The organism is Micromonospora solifontis (assembly GCF_003725545.1).
GTDB lineage: Bacteria > Actinomycetota > Actinomycetes > Mycobacteriales > Micromonosporaceae > Micromonospora > Micromonospora solifontis.
In genome coordinates, this window is sequence record NZ_RJLN01000017.1 from 1 (window position 1) to 19,136 (window position 19,136).

Consider the following 19,136-nt stretch of genomic DNA (forward strand, 5'->3'; position numbering starts at 1 on the left):
AAGAGCCGGGTCAGCGCACCGGGGCGGGGCGCAACACGGCCGGGCGCGCGGCGGTCGGCGGCTCGCCGATGGTGGCGACCAGCCGCTCGGCGGGGGTCCGCAGCCGGGTCCGGAAGGCGTGGTGGAGCAGGGCGTCGAGCTGCCACACCTGCTTCGGGTGGTGGGTACGGATGAGGAACCGCTCGCGGATCCCGTCGATCGCGGTGGCCGCCAGCTCGACGCACTGCGAGCGCGCGTCGGGGCTCCAGGTGACGTTGCTCAGCTCGCGCAGTTCGGTGTTGAGGTGCAGCCGCAGCCGGTGCAGCACCCGGGTCTGCCGGGTCACCACCAGGCGGCGGTGGGTGAGCAGCATCAGGTACTCGCCGCCGGTCGGGTGGTCCGGGCGGCTGCACCGGGTGACCAGGATGGTGGCGTCGCCGGAGCCGACGCACCGGCGGAAGATCGGCATGTGCCGGGTGACGGTCTGGGTCGCCAGGCCGGTCTCGGCGGCGGCCGGAAGGAACGTTCGCGAGAACACGTCCATGCAAGATGCAACGAGCATGTACGCAGGAGTGATATGGCTCACTCGGGAATTGCGGAACTTCCACCCGTGCAAATCGCACCGGCGGTGCGACATCCGAACATACGACGGCCCGCGCCGGCGTCCGGCGCGGGCCGTCGGGGACGGAAGGGGCGCTCAGAGCAGCGGCGTCATGCTGCCCCAGCCGGTGCCGATCCGGACCGCGGAGGCGTAGGCGCTGCCGGTCCACCGGTACAGGTAGAGGTAGCCGCTGGACTTCTGCACCGCGACCATGTCCGGCCGGCCGTCCCGGTCGAAGTCGCCGACCTGGACCAGGTCCCGCATGGTGTTCCAGCCGCTGCCGACCTTGGTCCGGGTGGTGAAGGCACCCGAGCGTCCCGGGTAGAGGTACAGGTAGCCGGTGCTCTTCTCTCGCGCCACCAGGTCGGGGTAGCCGTCGGCGTTGAAGTCGCCGCCGCCGTTCAGCTCGTCCACGGTGTTCCAGCCCGCGCCGAGATAGATGCGGGTCTTGAACGCGGTGCCCCCGGTGCCCGGGTACAGGTACATCGCCCCGGTGGAGGAGTTCACCGCGACGAGGTCCTGGTAGCCGTCGCGGTTGTAGTCCCCGACCGGGGTGATCTCCCGGAAGCCGTTCCAGCCGGCGCCGAGGTAGATCCGGCTGGTGGGGGTCGACCCGTTGCCCGGGTAGAGCCAGAGGTAACCGGTCGACTTCTCCCGGGCCACGAGGTCCTCCCCGCCCGACTTGTCGAAGTTGCCGGCCCGGAAGATCGTGTCCATGCTGTTCCAGCCGGAGCCGAGGCTCAGCCGGCCGCTCAGGCTGGTGCCGTTGCCGCCGTACAGGTAGAGCCGGCCCGTGGACGGCTCCCGGTAGGCCACGTCCGACCAGCCGTTGCCGGTGTAGTCGCCGAACGGGGTGGCCGGGATCGGGGCGACGTCGAGGTAGTCGCGGTCGATGTTGATGGTGACGTTGCCGTACGTCTCGTCGCGCGGGCCGCCGTGCTGCTTCATCCGCCGCTTCGGCGACCAGTAGCCGGCCGGGATGCCCGCGTCGGAGACCGTCGCCTTGTCGTCCCAGCGGGCGAAGTGCACGTAGTCGGGGCGTACGTAGCCGGCGGTGTTGTACGCGGCCACCTGGTCGGGCACGCCGCGCGCCATGCTGCTGTAGAAGCCGGAGAGGTAGCCCTGGTCGTGCAGGCGCGCGGTCCACGCGCTCATGAAGGTGGTGACCGCCGTGGTGCAGGCGGCGTCCCCACCGTCGTAGTCCTCCATGTCGTAGACCAGCACGCTCTCCCGGGGGAGGCCGAGGTTCTGCGCCTGGAGGATGGCGTCGTCGGCCTGGGCCCGGCCCTGCGCGGCGGCCTGCGTCGGGTCGATCCGGGCCTCGGTGGTGACCAGGCAGGGCGCCTGCAGGCCGACGTACATCGGGACCAGGTGCCAGCCCGCCGCCACCTGCTGGGCGACCCACTCCTTGGTCAGGTTGGGCTGGTCGCAGCCGCGGTTCTCCCCGCCGAAGTAGATGGTGTACGCCCGGTACGGCGAGGCGAGCCAGGCCTGCATCTCGGTGCTGGACGGCGCGCAGTAGGAGTCGAAGCCGGGACCGGTGAACGTGCCGGGCTGCGGACCGATGGCCGCCTCGGCGGGGGCCGTGGTGGCGGCGAGCGCGGTGCCGGCGCCGAGGACGGCGGCGGCCGTGGCGGCCAGCGTCCGGCGGGCGGCGCGGCGCAGCCCGAACCGCGAGAAGGTGGGTGTCATGATTCCCCGAATCTGTCCCCGTGGTCAGAAGGCCGGCGGGCAGACCTGTGAACGTCCCTCGCCTCGCGCCGGCCTCCCGATTCTTGCCATGCCGAGGGCCGCCTGTCGAGGCCGCAACTGGACCTCGTCCTATTGAGACCGATTCGTCGGCCCGCGCAGTGACTGTCCGTTCGGTCCCGGTACCACCGCCGGCGTCAGGCCGGATTCGCGCCGAACACCTCGCCGAGCCAACCGGGCACCGCCGCCGCGTACTCGGCCCGGGCCGGGTCGGGGGTGTGCAGGGCGCGCCGCCAGGAGAGCGCCCGGCTGACCGTGGCCACCGTCATGGCGAGGCCGGCCGCCTCCCGTAACGTCGCCCGGTCGTACCGGTCGGTCCACGCCTCCAGGTACGCGTCGCGGAGCCGGTGCAGCACCGGGTCGCCGGGCGTCAACTCGGCGCCGTACGCGACCGAGCGCAGCGTCACCAGCAGCGTGCCGAAGGGATGGGCCACCGAGGCGTCGCCCCAGTCGAAGAAGCGGTACCCGGCGTCGGTGACGAAGACGTTGCCGTCGTGCAGGTCGTCGTGCTGGATGCTGGCGGCGATGCCGATCTCGGCGAGCCGCCGGCAGAGCCCGTCGAACTCCGGCCGGTACGCCCGCAGCCGCTCGTGCAACTCCGGGCTCAGCCCGTCCTCCGCCCCGAGCAGCAGGGCCTCCTCGTCGTCGAGCAGCCCGTCGAGGAGCGCCGGCATCGACGCCGGACGCTGGTCCGGCACCCCGGCGGCGATCAGCTGCTCCGCCTGCGGCGCGATGGCGATCTGGAGCGCCGCGTACGCCGGCAGCACCCGCTCCCAGTGGCTCGGGTCCGGTCCGCCGGCCAGCACGTCCCGCAGGCTCGGGCCACCGTCGGGAAGCAGGGACCAGCCGCGCCCGGCGTCCACCGCGATCGGGTCGAGCACGGCGCCGGGGGCGAGCCGGGCCAGCTCGGCCAGCAGCGCGGCCTCGTACCGGGTGCCGGGGTTGTTGGCCTTGAACCACACCGGGCCGGCGGCGGTGGGCACCTGCCACACCTCCGACCAGGGACGGACCCGGGTGGTGACCTCGCCGGTCACCCGGTGGCCGTGGCGGGCCAGCTCGTCCGCCAGCCAGGCGTGCGCGTCGGGCCGCCACCCCGCGGTGAACCGGCCGGTCGAGGAAATCATCGTCACGCCCGGCAGGGTAGGCGGACCGCCACCCGCCGGGCGAGGCGATAAATCCGGCTCAGAGCAGCTCGACGATGGTCGCGTTGGCCATCCCGCCGCCCTCGCACATGGTCTGCAGGCCGTAACGGATCCCGTTGTCCCGCATGTGCTGGAGCATGGTGGTCATGATCCGGGCGCCGGACCCGCCGAGCGGGTGGCCGAGGGCGATCGCCCCGCCGCGCGGGTTCAGCCGCTCCGGGTCCGCCTCGGTCTCGGCCAGCCAGGCCAGCGGCACGGGGGCGAACGCCTCGTTCACCTCGTACACGCCGATCTCCTCGATGCCCAGCCCCGCGCGGCGCAGCGCCTTCGCGGTGGCCGGGATGGGGGCGGTGAGCATGGTGACCGGGTCGTCGGCGGCCACCACCGCGGTGTGCACGCGGGCCAGCGGGCGCAGGCCGTGCCGGCTGGCCCACTCGCTGGTGGTGACCGCCAGCGCGGCGGCGCCGTCGGAGATCTGCGACGCGGAGCCGGCGGTGACCACGCCGTCGGCCTGGAACGGGGTGGCCAGTTCGCCGAGCTTGGCCAGCGAGGTGTCCCGGCGGATGCCCTCGTCGGCGGCGAACTTGCCGCCGTCCGCGAGCGCCACCGGGGCCAGCTCCGGGTCGAACGCGCCCGCGTCCTGCGCGGCGGCCGCCTTCTCGTGGCTGGCCAGCGCGAACTCGTCGAGCTGGGTACGCGAGAACCGCCAGCGCCGGGCGATCAGCTCGGCGCCGACGCCCTGGTTGAACGGGAGCGGGCTGTCCTCGGCGACGCCTTCGACCCCCCGGTAGCGCTCCAGGATGGCGGGGCTGAACGGCATCCCGCCGGCGACGCTGGAGCCCATCGGCACCCGGGTCATCGACTCGACGCCACCGGCCACCACCAGGTCGGCCTGTCCGGAGAGGACGGTGGCCGCGGCGAAGTGCAGCGCCTGCTGGCTGGACCCGCACTGCCGGTCGAGGGTGGTGCCGGGGACCGACTCGGGCCAGCCGGCGGCCAGCACGGCGTTGCGGGCGACGTTCCACGACTGCTCGCCGACCTGCGACACGCAGCCCCAGACCACGTCGTCGACCTGCCCGGGATCGATCCCGGTCCGCTCGGCGAGGGCCCGCAGCACGTGCGCCGAGAGGTCGACCGGGTGCACGCCGGCGAGGCTGCCCTTGCGCCGCCCGACCGGGGTCCGTACCGCACCGACGATGACCGCGTCACTCATGTTTACTCCCCGGTAACTTGGGCTGCCCCGATCCTACGTCCTGACCCCTCCGGTCGTCCTCCCCCCGGTTGCTCCCCTCGGCCGCCCTCTCTCGATCGACTCGGGCTGCGGCAGCTCGCGGTGTCCGGGTGGCCGGACACCCCGACCTGCCGCGAACAGGATCGGTGGGGACGCGCGGGCGGCGGCCCGCGGGCTGGCATGCTGGGGCGGTGATGCCACCGTCGATCCCGACCCGCCAGTGGCGGGTGCCGCCGGTCCTGCCGGCGGTCAAAGCGGCCGGCGCGCTCGTCCTCGTCGCGCTGGGCCTGCTCTTCGCCGGTGCGGACCGGGTCCCGTTGGTGCTGGCCGGGCTGGCCGCCGCCGCGCTGCTCGGCTGGGCGGCCCGGGACGTGGTGGCGCCGGTCCGGCTGGCCGTCGACGCCGACGGGATCACGGTCATCCGGGGGTTCGCCGGTCGGCGGTCGCTGCCGTGGTCGGCCGTGGAGGCCATCCGGGTGGAGCGACGGACCCGGCGCGGCCTGACCGCCGAGACGCTGGAGGTCGACGCGGGGGAGTCGCTGCACCTGTTCGGCCGGTACGACCTCGACGCGCCGCCGGAGGAGGTCGCCGAGGCGCTGCGCGCCGCCCGGGCCGCCGCCGGCCGGCCGCGCTCCGCCGGTTAGCAAGGGCCCCTTTTTATCGCCCAGGCGATAAAAAGGGGCCCTTCCTTACAGCAGCATGGCGGTGCGGACCAGCACCAGGCCGAGCAGCGCCACCGCGATGATCGCGCCGCCGGTCGCCTGGAACACGGTCCGTCGCATCCGTGGCGCGTACGCCAGGACCAGCGCCATCAGCGCGCCGGTGACCAGGCCGCCCAGGTGACCGGCGATCGAGATGCCCGGCACGGTGAAGGTGAAGATCAGGTTGATCACCAGGATCGGCACGATGGACGAGGTGTCCCGGCCGAGCCGGCGCATGATCACGAAGATCGCCGCGAAGAGGCCGAAGATGGCGGTCGACGCCCCGACGGTCGCGGAGCGCGGGTCGCTGAACACGTAGGCCGCCACGTTGCCGCCAAGTCCGGCGATCAGATAGAGCGCGAGGAAGCGCAGCGGGCCGAGCGCCGCCTCCAGAGCCCGGCCGAGCACCCAGAGCGCCCACATGTTGAGCAGCAGGTGCACCACGCCGTAGTGCAGGAACATCGCGGTGACCAGCCGGTACCACTGCCCCTCGGCAACCCCGCCGAGGATGCCGTTCGGGAGGGTCGCCCGGCCCAGCACCGCACCCCAGTCGGTCAGCGGAGTCGGCCCACCCATCAGGCCACCCAGACCACCGCCGGCGACCGCCGTCCCGCTCCGGGCCGAGGCGATGGACAGCAGCATGACCAGCACGTTCAGGGCGATCAGCGTCTTGGTGACGTAGCCCTGACGGCCGGCGGCACCGCCACCGAAGGCGGTACGCGCCGGCCGTACGCTGCGGCGTCCCTCGCTGACGCACTCCGGGCACTGGTGCCCGACGGAGGCCTCCCGCATGCACTCGGGGCAGATCGGCCGGTCACAGCGGGTGCACCGGACGTACGTGGCCCGATCGGGGTGCCGGTAGCAGACCGGTGCGGTCGGCACCGGCCCGTCGGTGGCGTCACCTGCCTGCCCGGAGCGCTCAGTCATGCGAGCAAAGGTACCCGGGGACCGCTCAGGCGGGCTTGCGCTCGATCTCGACGCGCTCGATGACGACGTCCTGGAGCGGCCGGTCGCTCGGGCCGGTCGGGGTGTTCGCGATCGAGTCGACGACCTTGGCCGACTGCTCGTCCGCCACCTGGCCGAAGATGGTGTGCCGGTTGTTCAGGTGCGGCGTCGGCGACACGGTGATGAAGAACTGCGAGCCGTTGGTGCCCGGCCCGGCGTTCGCCATCGCCAGCAGGTACGGCCGGTCGAAGCGCAGTTCCGGGTGGAACTCGTCGGCGAACTTGTAGCCCGGGCCGCCGCGGCCGGTGCCGGTCGGGTCGCCCATCTGGATCATGAAGCCGCTGATCACCCGGTGCGAGATGGTGCCGTCGTAGTACGGCCCGCTGCCCGGCTGGCCGGTGCGCGGGTCGGTGTACTCCCGGGTCCCCTCGGCCAGCTCGACGAAGTTGCGGACGGTCTTCGGCGCGTGGTTCGGGAAGAGCTCCAGCCGGATCGGGCCAGCGTTGGTGTGCAAGGTGGCGTAGACAGCCTCGGCCACGGGTACTCCTCACTCGTTGGTCAGTTCCATGCGGATCCTCCCATGTGCCCGATCTGGCCATGCGGAGGCATCCGAAGGTGGAGGATGACGGAGGAACAACTCCCAGGAGGTGGGACCGTGTTTGGAATCGGGCGGCGCAAGACCCAGGGGCAGCTCGCGAAGGCGGAGCTGAACCAGGGCATCGGTCACCTGAGGCAGGCCGCGACGCACGCGGCGAAGGGTGCCGGCGCCACGGTCGGCCCGCGGGTCGAGGCAGCCCGGGTCGCCGTCGCGCCCACCGCGATGCTGGTCCGGGACCGGGCGTCGAGCGGTGTCGCCTCGACGGCCGCGGCCCTCGCGCCGCTGCTGATGGCGATGCGCAACGCGCAGGCCGAGACCGCGGCGAAGAACCTGAAGGGCCGCAAGGCCGCCGCCGCCAAGCAGGCCGCCGTGTCGAAGAAGGTCAAGGCCAAGAACATGAAGATCGCCAGGAAGAAGCAGAAGAGGTCGCGCGGCATGATGGCCGGCCTGCTGGCCGCCGGCACCGTCGCCGGCCTGGCCGGAGCGATGGCCATGCGCCGCCGCCGCGAGCAGCTGGAGTGGACCGAGTACGACCCGACCGGCAAGCTCGACGAGACGCGCACGGAGCAGCTTGAGCCGCTGCGCGAGGACGTGGACACCATCGTGGTGGAGACCCCGGACCCGGCCGCGAAGGTGACCCGGACCGGTGCCGGCAGCTCCGCGGTGGCCGGCAGCGGCAGCGCGTCGACCGCCAAGGCGAGCAGCCAGCCGGTGATCCAGCCGAACGACAGGGTCCCCTCGGTCGCCGAGGGTGCCCGGGACGTCTCCGGCCGCCCGGCCGACGACGTCAGCAAGGCGCTGAACAACGGGAAGAACGCCGCCAAGGCCAGCGGTCGCCGCTGACCCGGCGGTCCGCGAAAGCGCCGGCGCGTGGGGTACGCCCCGCGCGGCCGGCGCTTCGGCGTTCCCGGGTTACAGCCAGCCGTTGCGCCGGAACCAGCGGTACAGGATGAACGACAGGGCCAGGTTCACGGCCCAGATGCCCGGATAGCCGTACGTCCACTTCAGCTCCGGCATGTTCTCGAAGTTCATGCCGTAGATGCCGGCGATCGCGGTCCACACCGCGCCGATGGCGGCCCAGGCCGCGATCTTGCGCATGTCGTTGTTCTGGTCGACGGTGACCTGGGCCAGTCGCGCCTGGAGGATCGAGTTGAGCAGGTCGTCGTAGGAGTTGACCTGCTCGACCGTGCGGCTGAGGTGGTCCTGCACGTCCCGGAAGTAGCGCCGGACCTCCTGCGGCACGTCCCGGTTGACCTGCGAGGTGAGGGTGAGCAGCGGGCGCTGCAACGGCACCACCGCCCGCTTGAACTCCACCAGTTCCCGCTTCATCTGGTAGATCCGCTGGATCCGGCCGCTGCCCTGCCGGTCGAAGACGTCCGCCTCCAGCACGTCGAGGTCGTCCTCCAGCCGGTCGGCGACCTCCAGGTAGAGGTCCACCACCCGGTCGGTGACCGCGTACGCCACCGCCCACGGGCCGTGCTCCAGCAGGTCGCGCTTCGCCTCCAGGTCGGCCCGGACCGCGGAGAGCCGGCAGGCGTCCCCGTGCCGGACGCTGATCAGGAAGTTCGGCCCGATGAAGAGCATCACCTGGCCGGTCTCCACCACCTCGGAGTTCTCGGTCAGCTCGGTGTGCTCGCAGTACCGGGCGGTGCGCAGCACCAGGAAGGAGACCTCGCCGAAGTGCTCCAGCTTGGGGCGCTGCTCGGCCTTGACCGCGTCCTCCACGGCCAGTTCGTGCAGCCCGTAGGTGGCCGCGATGGCGCTCATCTCGTCCAGCGCCGGCTCGTGCAGGCCGAGCCAGACGAAGGCGTTCCGCTCCTTGGCGGCCGCGGCCAGGGCGTCGGCGTAGTGCCACTCGCCGGGTTGGCGCTCGCCGTCGACGTACAGCCCGCAGTCGACGACCCCACTCCGCCCCGGGCCGGCCGGCTGGGGGGTACGCGGCGAGCCGTCGGCGTTGAGGATGCGGGACATGGCCCGGACGGGCGCCGCCCAGGCCCGGGGGCGGAGCCCTCGGCCGCCGTTCTGCCCGGCGGTGCGGTCGTTCGCCACTCGGTCGGTCATCTCGCCCCCTCCCCACGATGCTGCGGCTTGCAGGTTACGCCGATCGGGGCGCGGCGCAGCGCGGGCGAGCGCGGGGGCCCGGGGACGGTGCGACCGGGGTCACGCACGGGTGGCGCCGGGCGGGCCGGCCGCGTCAGGGGGGTGAGGGGCGACACGGCCCACCCGGCACCCTTTGGGGGCGGGAGTGGTGCTGTCCGCGCCGACGGGCCGGGCGGGGGCGCGAGGCGGCTCCCCGGACGGCGGACCCGTCACCGGAGGAGAAGGTGAACGGCGCTCGCAGCATTGTGAGCCGCCGACCGGCCCAGCGGGAGTCCTGAGCCGGTCGACATCGCCCAACTGTCGGAAATCCGACAGAAATTTCAGCCCCGGACGGCGGCCATCGCCTCGGCCAGCCGCCGGACACCCTCGTCGATCTGATCCACGGTCACTGCGGAGAACGCCAGTCGCAGGGCGTGCCGGCCGCCGTCGACCAGGAAGTCGCTGCCCTTGACGACCGCGACGCCGCGCTCGGCGGCCGCCGGGGCGAGCCGGTCCACCTCGACGTCCTCGGGCAACTCCACCCAGAGGAAGTAGCCGCCGTCCGGCTCCACGAACCGGGCCTCCGGGATGTGCCGGCGCAGCGAGTCGGCGAGTACCCCGGCCCGCTCGCCGAGGGCGGCCGACACGGTACGGATCGACCGCTCGATGTCCCCGGAGACGCAGAACTGGTGCACGATCGCCTCGGACACCATGCCGGGCGAGATGTAGAGGTTGGTGGCCCGCTTGGCGATGGCGGCGATCAGCTCGGCCGGGCCGACCAGGTAGCCGACCCGGACGCCGGGGCAGACCGTCTTGGTGAAGCTGGAGGCGTGCACCACCACGCCCCGGGTGTCCATCGACAGCATCGACGGCAGCGGCTCGCCCCGGAACCGGATGTCGGCGTACGGGTCGTCCTCGAAGATCGTGAAGCCGTACTCGGCGGCCAGGTCGAGCAGCTCCCGGCGCTTCTCCAGGGAGAGGGTCACCCCGGCCGGGTTCTGGTAGTTCGGGATCACGTGGGCCAGCCGCGGCCGGACCCCCGACTCCAGCAGCTTGCGCAGCTCGGCGGTGTCCAGGCCGTCCGGCTGGATGGTGACGCCGTGGATCTCGCCGCCCATCTGCTGGAGGTTGAGCAGCGTCCGGTCGTACGTCGGGCGCTCCACGATCACCGCGTCGCCCCGGCGGACCAGGTGGTCGAAGAGGAAGGCGTCGGCCTGGAGCGAGCCGTTGGTGACCAGCACCTGGTCGGCCTCGACGCCGTGCTTCTCCGCGATCCACTTACGCAGGGGCGGGTAGCCGACGGAGGTGCCGTACGCCGTGATCCCGGCGGGGTCGGCGTCGAAGGCGCGGACGGCGGCGGCCTTGAGCCCCTCGACATCGACGATGTCCAGCGAGGGAGCGCCACGGGCGAAGGAGATCAGCTGCTCGGCGGTCATGCGCACGAGCCTAGGGCCTGCTCCGGGCGGTCCGGCCGGCATACACGCGAAGTTCAACATGCGGGCGGTCGATCCGTCCGACCGGCGGATCCGGGACCCGAGAGCGGCTCGCGAACACCCGTCGTCGGGGCCCGGTTTCCCGGCCCCGACGACGGTGTCGCGATCAGACCGGCGTGCTGGCGTGCCGCCCGGCCCAGACCCGCATCAGGTCGCGTACCGAGATCACCCCGGCCACCTCGCGGCCGTCCAGCACCACCAGGTGCCGGAAGCCGCCCCGGGCCATGGCCGCCGCCGCCTCCTCCACCGTCCAGTCCGGACCGGCGTAGACGACGTCCCAGGTCAGGTGGGACCCGGTCCGTTCCACATCCGGGTCGAGCCCGGCACCGATGGCATTGAGCACGTCTCGTTCGGTCATGATCCCGACCCCCTCGGAGTCCGGGTCGATCACCACCGCCGACCCGACCCGACGGGCCGACATCATCCGGGCCGCCTGGCGGAGCGTGTGCTCCGGGCCGACCACGAGCACCTGGTTGGACATCGCTTCCCGAACCTGCATCACGCATCACCCCTGTGGGACGGTGGCCTCGGTACGAGAATGGTGGGCCATCGATGCGTACCGGGACAAGACCGGGCATCGGCGAAAACGGCCGCGGCTCGCTACCGTGTTGACGTGCCCACCGAGCCTCTCCGCTGCGCCGGCGCGCTGATCGTGGACGACGACGGCCGCATCTTCATCCAGCGCCGGTCCCCCGAGCGGCGCATCTTCCCGAACTGCTGGGACATCGTCGGCGGCCACCTCGAACCGGGCGAGAGCGTCGAGGACGCGCTGCGCCGGGAGGTCACCGAGGAGACCGGCTGGTTGGTGTCGCACGTGCTCGGCCTGGTCGGCGAGTATACGTACGTCGCGGACGACGGGCTGGCCCGGGTGGAGACCGACTTCCTGGTCCGGGTGGACGGCGACCTGAGCCGCCCCCGGCTGGAGGAGGGCCGGCACACCGAGTTCCGCTGGCTGGCCGCTCAGGACGTCGACCTGCTCGACGAGCACCGGGACGTCAACGACGGGCTGATCCGGCGGATCGCCGAGGACGGCTTCGCCGCGCTGCGTTCGATCGGTCTGTGAGCGCGACCGTTCCGGGTCGCGGCGCGGCGCGACCTCCGATGCCCCGAGCCGAAATGGTCGACCACGTCGAGCTGCCGCCGCACCGGTTCGCGGGGCTGGTCGCCCCGGCGGTCGACCGGGCCTTCCTCGCCGGCATGCTCGCCGGCCGCGACGGCGGCGGCGCGGAGCTGAGTTCCCGGTACGGGGGGCCGGCCGCGACCGGCTGCCTGGTGGAGTTCCGCACCCGACTGGCCACGCCGGGCGGGACCGTGGACGACCCGGGCTTCGCGGCGGTCACCCGCTACCGGGACCCGGTCGCCTGCCGCCGGGCGGTGGACAAGCAGGTCGCGTACGGGATGATCCAGCGCCTCCCGGACGGCGGGATCCGCGCCACCGAACGCGGACTGGCCTTCCTCGACGAGCTGTACGGCGTGCACGCCGAGGTGACCGAGGAGCTGTGGGCGGGGCACGACGACCGGGTGGCGCGCCTGGTCACCGCGCTCGGCCGGGTGCTGGCGTACGCGGTGCTGCTGACCGGGGACGCCGGGCCCGGCGCCTTCGCCGCGATGGCCCCGCCGCACGAGCCGGCCGGCGCCCCGCCCGGGCTGCTGCTGCTCAACCGGCTGGGCACGCTGCGCTACCACCGGGCCGACGCGCACGCCGCGGCGTGGACCGCGGCCGGGCACACCGCGACCAGCATCGCCGAGCTGCCGCCGGGCCCGGAACGGCTGGCCATCGAACAGGAGACCGACCGGCGGGCGGCCGGCCCGTACCCGGTGCTGACCGCCGGGGAGCGGCTGGCGGTGCTCGCCGACCTGGCCGCCCTGCCCGGCTGAACCACGGATGCGGGGAGCCGCCCCGCCACCCGCCGGTATCCTCCACCGGTGACCAGCAGAAGCACTGAGGAGGAAGCCGGCATGATCGGGATGGTGCTCGCGGCCGGTGCGGGGCGGCGACTGCGCCCGTACACCGACACCCTGCCCAAGGCCCTGGTGCCGGTCGACGGGGAGACCACCATCCTCGACATCGCGCTGCGCAACCTCGCCGAGGTGGGACTCACCGAGGTTGTGATCGTGGTCGGCTACGCCGCCGACGCGGTCCGCGAGCGGCAGGCGGCGCTGGAGGAGAAGTACGGCGTCACCCTCACCCTGGTGCACAACGACAAGGCCGAGGAGTGGAACAACGCGTACTCGCTGTGGCTGGCCCGGGAGCACTTCGCCCGGGGGGTGCTGCTGGTCAACGGCGACACCGTGCACCCGGTGAGCGTGGAGAAGACCCTGCTGGCCGAGCGCGGTCCGGGCATCCTGCTGGCCATCGACAACATCAAGGCGCTGGCCGAGGAGGAGATGAAGACCACCTTCGACGCCGCCGGCCAGCTCACCCGGATCACCAAGCTGATGGACCCGGGCGAGGCGTACGGCGAGTACATCGGCGCGACACTGATCGAGCCGCAGGTGGCCGACGCGCTGGCCGACGCCCTGGAGGCGACCTGGCGACGCGACCCGAACCTCTACTACGAGGACGGCTACCAGGAGTTCGCCGACCGGGGTGGCGAGGTGCGGGCCGCGCCGATCGGTGACGTGGCCTGGGTCGAGGTGGACAACCACCACGACCTGGCCCGGGCGCGGGAGATCGCGTGCCGCTACTAGCCCGGACCATCCTCACCCCGCTGCACATCGACGTGCGGCGGGGTGCGGTGGCGGACCTCGCCGCGATCCTCGTCGACGGGCGGATCTCGGCCGGCGGTGACGTGGCGGTGGTGGTCGGGCCGGGGCAGGGCGAGCAGATCGCCGAGCTGATCCGGCCGTCGCTGCGCTCGGCGGACGTGTTCACCGTGGCCGGGGGCACCCTGGACGCCGCCGACGACCTGGGCGCCAAGCTGCGCAACCGGTCGTACGACGCGGTGGTGGGCATCGGCGGCGGCAAGACCATCGACGTGGCGAAGTACGCCGCCACCCGGCGCGGCCTGCCCATGGTCACGGTGGCGACCGGACTGGCCAACGACGGCATCGCCTCCCCGGTGGCCAGCCTGATCACCGACGGGATCAAGGGCTCCTACGGGGTGCACATCCCGATCGCGGTGATCGTGGACCTGGACTTCGTGGAGGCCGGCCCGGAGCGGCACAACCGGGCCGGCATCGGCGACGTGATCAGCAACATCAGCGCCCTGGCCGACTGGGAGCTGGCCCGACAGGTCCGCGGCGAGCCGGTCGACGGGCTGGCCGCCTCGCTGGCCCGGATGGGCGCCGAGGCGGTGCTCGCCCACCAGGGCGACATGGGCGACGACGCGTTCGTGACGGTGCTGGCCGAGGCGCTGATCTCCAGCGGCTTGGCGATGGCGGCCTGCGGCACGAGCCGGCCGTCCAGTGGCGGCTGCCACGAGATCATGCACGCCGTCGACGCCCTCTACCCGGGCACCGCCTCACACGGCGAGCTGGCCGGGCTGGGCGCGCTGTTCTGCACCTTCCTGCGCGGCGACGAGCGCCGGTTCGCCGAGATGTCGGCCTGCCTGGCCCGGCACGGCCTGCCCCGGCTCCCCGCCGACGTCCGGCTGACCGACGACCAGTTCGTGGAGGCGGTGCAGTTCGCGCCGGCCACCCGGCCGGACCGCTACACCATCCTCGAACACCTCGCGATGTCGCCTACCGAGACGCGGGAGCGGCTGGCAGACTACGCCGGTGCACTCCGCGACCTTGGCTGACCCGTCCCGCCCCACCGTCGCCGACTTCCACCGGGTCAACCGGGGCGGCGGCCTGTTCAGCGAGTCGGTCAGCCAGTGGATCGGGGCCGTCTTCGCGCTGGTCGCCCAGCGGCTCGGCCTGCGCCCGACCGCGCTGACCATCACCAACCTGGTGCTCGGCCTGGCCGCCTCGGTCACCGTGGTCGCGCTCGCCGGCCGGGTCGCCGCCGGGGCCGTCCCGGCCTGGGCGGTCGGGCTGCTCGCCCTGGTCGCCTGGCAGATCGCGTACGCCCTGGACTGCGCGGACGGTCAGCTCGCCCGGGTCACCGGGCAGGGCAGCGCCGCCGGCGCCCGGGTCGACGTGCTCTGCGACGTGGCCGCCCAGATCGCCCTGGTCACCGCCCTCGGGGCGACCGCCGTGGCGCAGCGCCCGTCGACGCCCACCTGGCTGATCGCGGTCTTCGCCGGCACCTGGATGGTCAACCTGGTCACCTCGGTGATGCAGGCCGGGCCGAACGCGGCCAGCATGGTCACCTCGACGTCCCTGCCCGTACGCCTGGTGAAGCTGGTCCGGGACTACGGTGCGGTGATCTTCCTGGCCGGCCTGGTGCTGACCTTCGCCCCCGCGCTGACCGTCTGGGTGATCGTCGCGTTCACCATCGTCAACGGCGGCTTCCTGCTCGCCAGCATCGCCTTCTCCGCCCGCGCCTCCCTCCGCTGACCCCCCCCGCGCCCCGCGCCGCGTTCCTGGGCCGCTAATTCACCGAAATAGTGCCTATTCCAGCCGCCAAAGCCACTGTTTCCGTGAATCAGTGGGGTGGGTGCGGGCGGGCGCGGGTCAGGGGCGGCGAACAGCGGCCACGTCGGCGTAGATGTCGATGAGGCGCTTGGTCACCACGTCGGGGTGGAAGATGCGCTCGTAGCGGGCGCGGGCCGAGGCGGCCAGCGCGGCGGCACCGGCCCGGGCGACGGGCAGCGCGGCGGCGAGGAGAGCCGGCTCCGGCGCGACGACCCAGCCGGCGTCGCCCGCCTTGATGCCCTCAGGCATGGCGGGGCGGTCGGAGCCGCCGGCCGGTGCCGAGGCCACCTCGGCCGGGCCGGTGCCGGCGGGCTCCCGGGGGGTGTCCGCGCCGACCAGGTACGGGATGCCGCCGAGCGCGGTGCCGAGCACCGGCCGGCCGGCGGCCAGCGCCTCGATGATCACGGTGGGCAGCACGTCGTGCCAGGTGGAGGTGGCCAGCACCACGGCGCTCGCGGTGAGCGCCGCGCGTACCCCGGCCCGGTCGAGCTGCCCCAGGTAGAGCACGTCCGGCCGCTCGGCGGCCGCCGCCTCGACCTGCGGGCGCAGCTCGCCGTCACCGGCGATCCGCAGCGGGCCCAGCGCGCCGACCGGGTGCCGCCGCCACGCCTCCAGCAGCAGGCCAAGCCCCTTCTCCGGGGTGAGCCGGGCCAGGTAGAGGAATCCGTCGCCGAGCGGCGCCGGCGTGCCCGGGTCCGGGACCGCGTTCGGCTTGACCACGATCCGTTCGTCCGGGATGCCGTAGTCGCGCAGGTGGTCGGCGACGGCGCTGGTGAGCGCGATGAACTGGTCCACCGACCGCCAGGTGGGGCGGTGCACGGCGAGGGTGGTGGCCATCAGGGCGCTCTGCGCCCGGGAGTTGCGGTAACAGCGGTGCACGATGGCCGGCACGCCCAGCGCCCGGCCCCGGCAGTCCTGGCAGATCACGCCGTCCCGGAAGTAGAGCCCGGACGAGCAGACCTGGCGGTAGTTGTGCACCGTCTGCACCACCGGCACCCCCCGCCTGTGCGCGGTCCGCACCACCCACGGCGAGAGCAGCGGGTACGGGTTGTGCAGGTGCAGCACGTCGGGCCGGTGCTCGGTGAGCAGCCGGTCCAGGTCGTGCTGCGCCTTCGGCGCCCAGATCGGGGAGATCGGCAGCAGCGCCTTCGACACCGCCGACATGGCCGGGATCTCGTCGGAGCTGCGCAGGAACGGCAGCACCTCCACCCCGGCCGCCTCGAGCTGCCCGATCTCGGCGTCGACGATCGTGTTCTCGCCGGACGGTTGGGCTTCCCGGTACCGGTTGTGCGCCACCACGACTCTCACTGAGCTCGCCCTTCGTTCGCGACTGCGGGACTCGCAAGCTCATTCCTCGCGCTCACGGCAAAGAAGGCTACCGTTGTACGGTGCCCGAACTACCGGAGGTGGAAGCGCTCGCCGGATATCTGCGCGAGCGGGCGGTGGGCCGCCGCGTCGAGCGGGTCGAGGTCGCCGCGATCAGCGCCCTGAAGACGTACGATCCGCCGCCGAGTGCGGTGTCGGGTCGGGCGGTGGCCGGCGCGGGCCGGCACGGCAAGTTCCTGGACGTGATCTTCGACGGCGGGCTGCACCTCGTGGTCCACCTGGCCCGGGCGGGCTGGCTGCACTACCGGGAGGCGTTCCCGTCGACCGCCCCGCTGCGCCCCGGCAAGGGCCCGGTCGCCCTCCGGGTACGCCTCGACGACGGCTCCGGCTTCGACCTGACCGAGGCCGGCACCCAGAAGAAGCTGGCCGCGTACCTGGTGACCGACCCGGCGCAGGTGCCCGGGGTGGCGAAGCTCGGCCCGGACGCGCTCGCCGCCGACCTGGCCACCTTCACCGAGCGGATCCGCGGCCGCCGGGGCCAGGTCAAGGGGGTGCTGACCGACCAGGCGGTGCTGGCCGGGGTCGGCAACGCGTACTCCGACGAGATCCTGCACGCGGCGAAGCTGTCGCCCTTCGCGATCACCGACCGGCTCAGCGACGACCAGCTGGCCGCGCTGCACGGGGCGACCCGGACGGTGCTGAGCGACGCGGTCCGGCGCTCGATGGGGCAGCGGGCGGCCGAGCTGAAGGGCGAGAAGCGCTCGGGGCTCAAGGTGCACGCCCGGACCGGGCTGCCCTGTCCGGTCTGTGGCGACACGGTGCGTGAGGTCTCGTTCGCCGACTCCAGCCTCCAGTACTGCCCCACCTGCCAGACCGGCGGCAAGCCACTCGCTGACCGTAGGTTGTCCCGGCTCGTACGGTGAGTAATCCCACCCGCCGATTACGGAGAGGAATCGGCTGCGGATCGCCGAACCTCCCGCTCCGCACCTCTACCGGGGCCGCCATCCATCGGTATAGTGGCTCGGTCCCCGGCTTCACAACCGATACGGAGCCGGCCAGATCGCCGCGAGCACGACGGACGGGACTTCGCCATCGGCGCCCGTCCGGTCCGGGCCCGCGTGGGAGACTGGGACGGTGGGCGACCCGCGCCCTCACGGCGAGTGAGGGCACGGGTCATGCGGGAGGACATGGGTTGAGGTGACGACAAGCCTCCAGCGCCCGGTAACCAACACAGGCCGGAGCAAGAGCGTGCGGCACGTCGACAGCTTCGAGATCCAGCCGCCGACTCCGCCGTCGCACAACGGCGTACCCCGGTCGGCATGGGCCCGCGCCCGCCGCCGGGTCTCCCGCTGGCACCGCCCCTACATCGCGCTGCTGCTCCTGCTCGACTTCGCGGCGGTCGTGCTGGCCGACTGGATGGCCCAGGAGGCGTTCGGCCAGGCCCGGGCCGGCTTCTACAACGCCAAGGAAGACCCCACCTGGTTCTACACGGTGGCCTTCCTGCTCCTGCCGCTCGGCTGGCTCGTGATCCTCTGGGGCAACCGCGCCTACGACCGGCGCTACCTGGGGCTCGGCCCGGACGAGTTCAAGCGGGTGATCCGGGGCGGGGTCGCCGTCGCCGCGACGGTCTCCTTCATCGCCTTCGCCACCAAGACCGACCTGTCCCGCTGGTCGGTCGGCTTCGCCCTGCTCGGCGCGATGCTGCTGATCCTGGTCGGGCGGCTGACCGCCCGCTTCCTGCTGCACGCGGTCCGCCGCCGGGCCGGTCAGGCCGGGCACCGGATGGTTCTGGTCGGCACGCTGCCGGAGTGCCTGGAGGTCTACACCGCGGTCACCCGCACCCCGAGCGCCGGCCTGGTGCCGGTGGCCATCCACCTCACCGACGGGTACGCCGCCGCCCGGGGCATCGAGACCCCCGTGCCGGTGTACGCCGGGCGGGACGTGCTCGCCCTGGTCCGCGAGGTGGGCGGGGACACCATCGCGGTCTGCGGCTCGGCCAGCGCCGAGCCGGGCGAGCTGCGCCGGATGGCCTGGCAGCTGGAGGGTTCCGGCGTCGACCTGGTGGTGGCGCCGCAGCTCACCGACATCGCCGGCCCCCGCGTGCACATCCGCCCGATCGAGGGCCTGCCGCTGCTGCACGTCGAGGAGCCGACGCTGTCGGGCCCGGCGCTGCTGGCCAAGAACCTGATGGACCGGGTCGCCGCCGGGCTGGGCCTGCTGCTGCTGATCCCGCTCTTCGTGGCGATCGCGATCGCGATCCGGATCTCCGACCCCGGGCCGGTCTTCTTCCGCCAGCCCCGGGTCGGGCACGAGGGACGGACCTTCCGGGTGTGGAAGTTCCGCACCATGTACGTCGACGCCGAGGAGCGGCTGGCCGGCCTGGTCGACCAGAACGAGACCGACGGCATGCTGTTCAAGATGAAGCAGGACCCCCGGGTCTTCCCGGTGGGTCGCTTCCTGCGCGCCTCCTCGCTCGACGAGCTGCCCCAGTTGATCAACGTGCTGTGGGGGGAGATGTCGCTGGTCGGGCCGCGTCCGCTGCCCGCCGACGACGGCGACTTCCTGGGCGACGTCCGGCGCCGGCTGCTGGTCCGGCCGGGCATGACCGGGCTGTGGCAGGTCTCCGGCCGCTCCGACCTGTCCTGGGACGAGGCGGTCCGGCTCGACCTCTACTACGTCGACAACTGGTCGCTGGCGTACGACCTGAGCATCCTGTGGCGGACCGTCGGGGTGGTGCTCGCCCGCAAGGGCGCGTACTGACCTACTGACCC

At 73.0% G+C, this 19,136-nt stretch carries 19 protein-coding genes; 9 read left to right on the forward strand and 10 right to left on the reverse strand.

Annotated features, from left to right (window positions below):
• Positions 1-10 precede the first annotated feature (10 nt).
• From EFE23_RS08335 to EFE23_RS08350, 4 genes are all read right to left on the reverse strand, one after another.
• Positions 11-523 carry a hypothetical protein gene (locus EFE23_RS08335; protein ID WP_123240329.1) on the reverse strand — a complete coding sequence of 171 codons (513 nt, stop codon included), beginning with the start codon at positions 521-523 and terminating at the stop codon, positions 11-13.
• A 153-nt stretch (positions 524-676) separates the two neighbouring features.
• Positions 677-2,272 (reverse strand): glycoside hydrolase domain-containing protein, encoded by a 1,596-nt coding sequence (locus tag EFE23_RS08340; protein ID WP_123240330.1) that lies wholly within the window; start codon positions 2,270-2,272, stop codon positions 677-679.
• A 194-nt stretch (positions 2,273-2,466) separates the two neighbouring features.
• Positions 2,467-3,453 carry a phosphotransferase gene (locus tag EFE23_RS08345; protein ID WP_123240331.1) on the reverse strand — a complete coding sequence of 329 codons (987 nt, stop codon included), beginning with the start codon at positions 3,451-3,453 and terminating at the stop codon, positions 2,467-2,469.
• A 58-nt stretch (positions 3,454-3,511) separates the two neighbouring features.
• Positions 3,512-4,684 carry a thiolase family protein gene (locus tag EFE23_RS08350; protein WP_123240332.1) on the reverse strand — a complete coding sequence of 391 codons (1,173 nt, stop codon included), beginning with the start codon at positions 4,682-4,684 and terminating at the stop codon, positions 3,512-3,514.
• A 212-nt stretch (positions 4,685-4,896) separates the two neighbouring features.
• On the opposite strand from EFE23_RS08350, the gene EFE23_RS08355 reads away from it, so the two are divergent.
• On the forward strand, positions 4,897-5,346 hold the full coding sequence (locus EFE23_RS08355) for a PH domain-containing protein (protein WP_123240333.1): 450 nt from the start codon (positions 4,897-4,899) through the stop codon (positions 5,344-5,346).
• Positions 5,347-5,391: 45 nt separating this feature from the next.
• Here the strand turns inward: EFE23_RS08355 and EFE23_RS08360 are convergent, their stop codons facing one another.
• Together EFE23_RS08360 and EFE23_RS08365 are read right to left on the reverse strand one after the other, a co-directional pair.
• Positions 5,392-6,330 (reverse strand): rhomboid family intramembrane serine protease, encoded by a 939-nt coding sequence (locus tag EFE23_RS08360; protein WP_123240334.1) that lies wholly within the window; start codon positions 6,328-6,330, stop codon positions 5,392-5,394.
• Positions 6,331-6,355: 25 nt separating this feature from the next.
• Complete coding sequence (locus tag EFE23_RS08365) at positions 6,356-6,886, reverse strand: peptidylprolyl isomerase (protein WP_123240335.1); 531 nt, start codon at positions 6,884-6,886, stop codon at positions 6,356-6,358.
• Positions 6,887-6,970: 84 nt separating this feature from the next.
• Here EFE23_RS08365 and EFE23_RS08370 point away from each other — a divergent pair, with 84 nt between their 5' ends.
• Positions 6,971-7,789 (forward strand): hypothetical protein, encoded by an 819-nt coding sequence (locus EFE23_RS08370; RefSeq protein WP_123240336.1) that lies wholly within the window; start codon positions 6,971-6,973, stop codon positions 7,787-7,789.
• 69 nt (positions 7,790-7,858) lie between these two features.
• Here EFE23_RS08370 and corA read toward each other — a convergent pair whose 3' ends face one another.
• From corA to EFE23_RS08385, 3 genes are all read right to left on the reverse strand, one after another.
• Complete coding sequence (gene corA / locus EFE23_RS08375; protein WP_123240337.1) at positions 7,859-9,007, reverse strand: magnesium/cobalt transporter CorA; 1,149 nt, start codon at positions 9,005-9,007, stop codon at positions 7,859-7,861.
• 359 nt (positions 9,008-9,366) lie between these two features.
• Entirely contained in the window at positions 9,367-10,461 is a 1,095-nt protein-coding gene (locus EFE23_RS08380) for an aminotransferase-like domain-containing protein (RefSeq protein WP_123240338.1), read from the reverse strand.
• Positions 10,462-10,624: 163 nt separating this feature from the next.
• Positions 10,625-11,017: a CBS domain-containing protein gene (locus tag EFE23_RS08385; RefSeq protein WP_123240339.1), complete on the reverse strand. Its 393-nt coding sequence runs from the start codon at positions 11,015-11,017 to the stop codon at positions 10,625-10,627.
• A gap of 114 nt (positions 11,018-11,131) precedes the next feature.
• On the opposite strand from EFE23_RS08385, the gene EFE23_RS08390 reads away from it, so the two are divergent.
• The 5 genes from EFE23_RS08390 (at position 11,132) to EFE23_RS08410 (ending at position 14,961) form a co-directional block, all read left to right on the forward strand.
• The gene (locus tag EFE23_RS08390; RefSeq protein ID WP_199736975.1) at positions 11,132-11,581 is read left to right on the forward strand and encodes an NUDIX hydrolase; all 450 of its coding nucleotides are present in this window, start codon (positions 11,132-11,134) and stop codon (positions 11,579-11,581) included.
• Between the two features lie 38 nt (positions 11,582-11,619).
• Entirely contained in the window at positions 11,620-12,396 is a 777-nt protein-coding gene (locus EFE23_RS08395; protein WP_233600918.1) for a hypothetical protein, read from the forward strand.
• 81 nt (positions 12,397-12,477) lie between these two features.
• Entirely contained in the window at positions 12,478-13,209 is a 732-nt protein-coding gene (locus tag EFE23_RS08400; RefSeq protein ID WP_123240341.1) for a phosphocholine cytidylyltransferase family protein, read from the forward strand.
• Positions 13,197-14,261 (forward strand): iron-containing alcohol dehydrogenase family protein, encoded by a 1,065-nt coding sequence (locus EFE23_RS08405; protein ID WP_123240342.1) that lies wholly within the window; start codon positions 13,197-13,199, stop codon positions 14,259-14,261. The genes EFE23_RS08400 and EFE23_RS08405 overlap by 13 nt, the downstream gene beginning before the upstream one ends.
• Positions 14,239-14,961: a CDP-alcohol phosphatidyltransferase family protein gene (locus tag EFE23_RS08410; RefSeq protein WP_123240343.1), complete on the forward strand. Its 723-nt coding sequence runs from the start codon at positions 14,239-14,241 to the stop codon at positions 14,959-14,961. Before EFE23_RS08405 ends, EFE23_RS08410 begins: the two co-directional genes overlap by 23 nt.
• A gap of 117 nt (positions 14,962-15,078) precedes the next feature.
• On the opposite strand, the gene EFE23_RS08415 is transcribed toward EFE23_RS08410, so the two are convergent.
• A complete protein-coding gene (locus EFE23_RS08415; RefSeq protein WP_123240344.1) occupies positions 15,079-16,347 on the reverse strand; it encodes a glycosyltransferase family 4 protein in 1,269 nt (422 codons plus the stop codon).
• 80 nt (positions 16,348-16,427) lie between these two features.
• Here EFE23_RS08415 and EFE23_RS08420 point away from each other — a divergent pair, with 80 nt between their 5' ends.
• The gene (locus EFE23_RS08420) at positions 16,428-17,288 is read left to right on the forward strand and encodes an Fpg/Nei family DNA glycosylase (protein ID WP_123240345.1); all 861 of its coding nucleotides are present in this window, start codon (positions 16,428-16,430) and stop codon (positions 17,286-17,288) included.
• Between the two features lie 325 nt (positions 17,289-17,613).
• Positions 17,614-19,125, forward strand: coding sequence for a sugar transferase (locus EFE23_RS08425; RefSeq protein WP_123240346.1), 1,512 nt, complete (start codon positions 17,614-17,616; stop codon positions 19,123-19,125).
• The last annotated feature ends 11 nt before the right edge of the window (positions 19,126-19,136 follow it).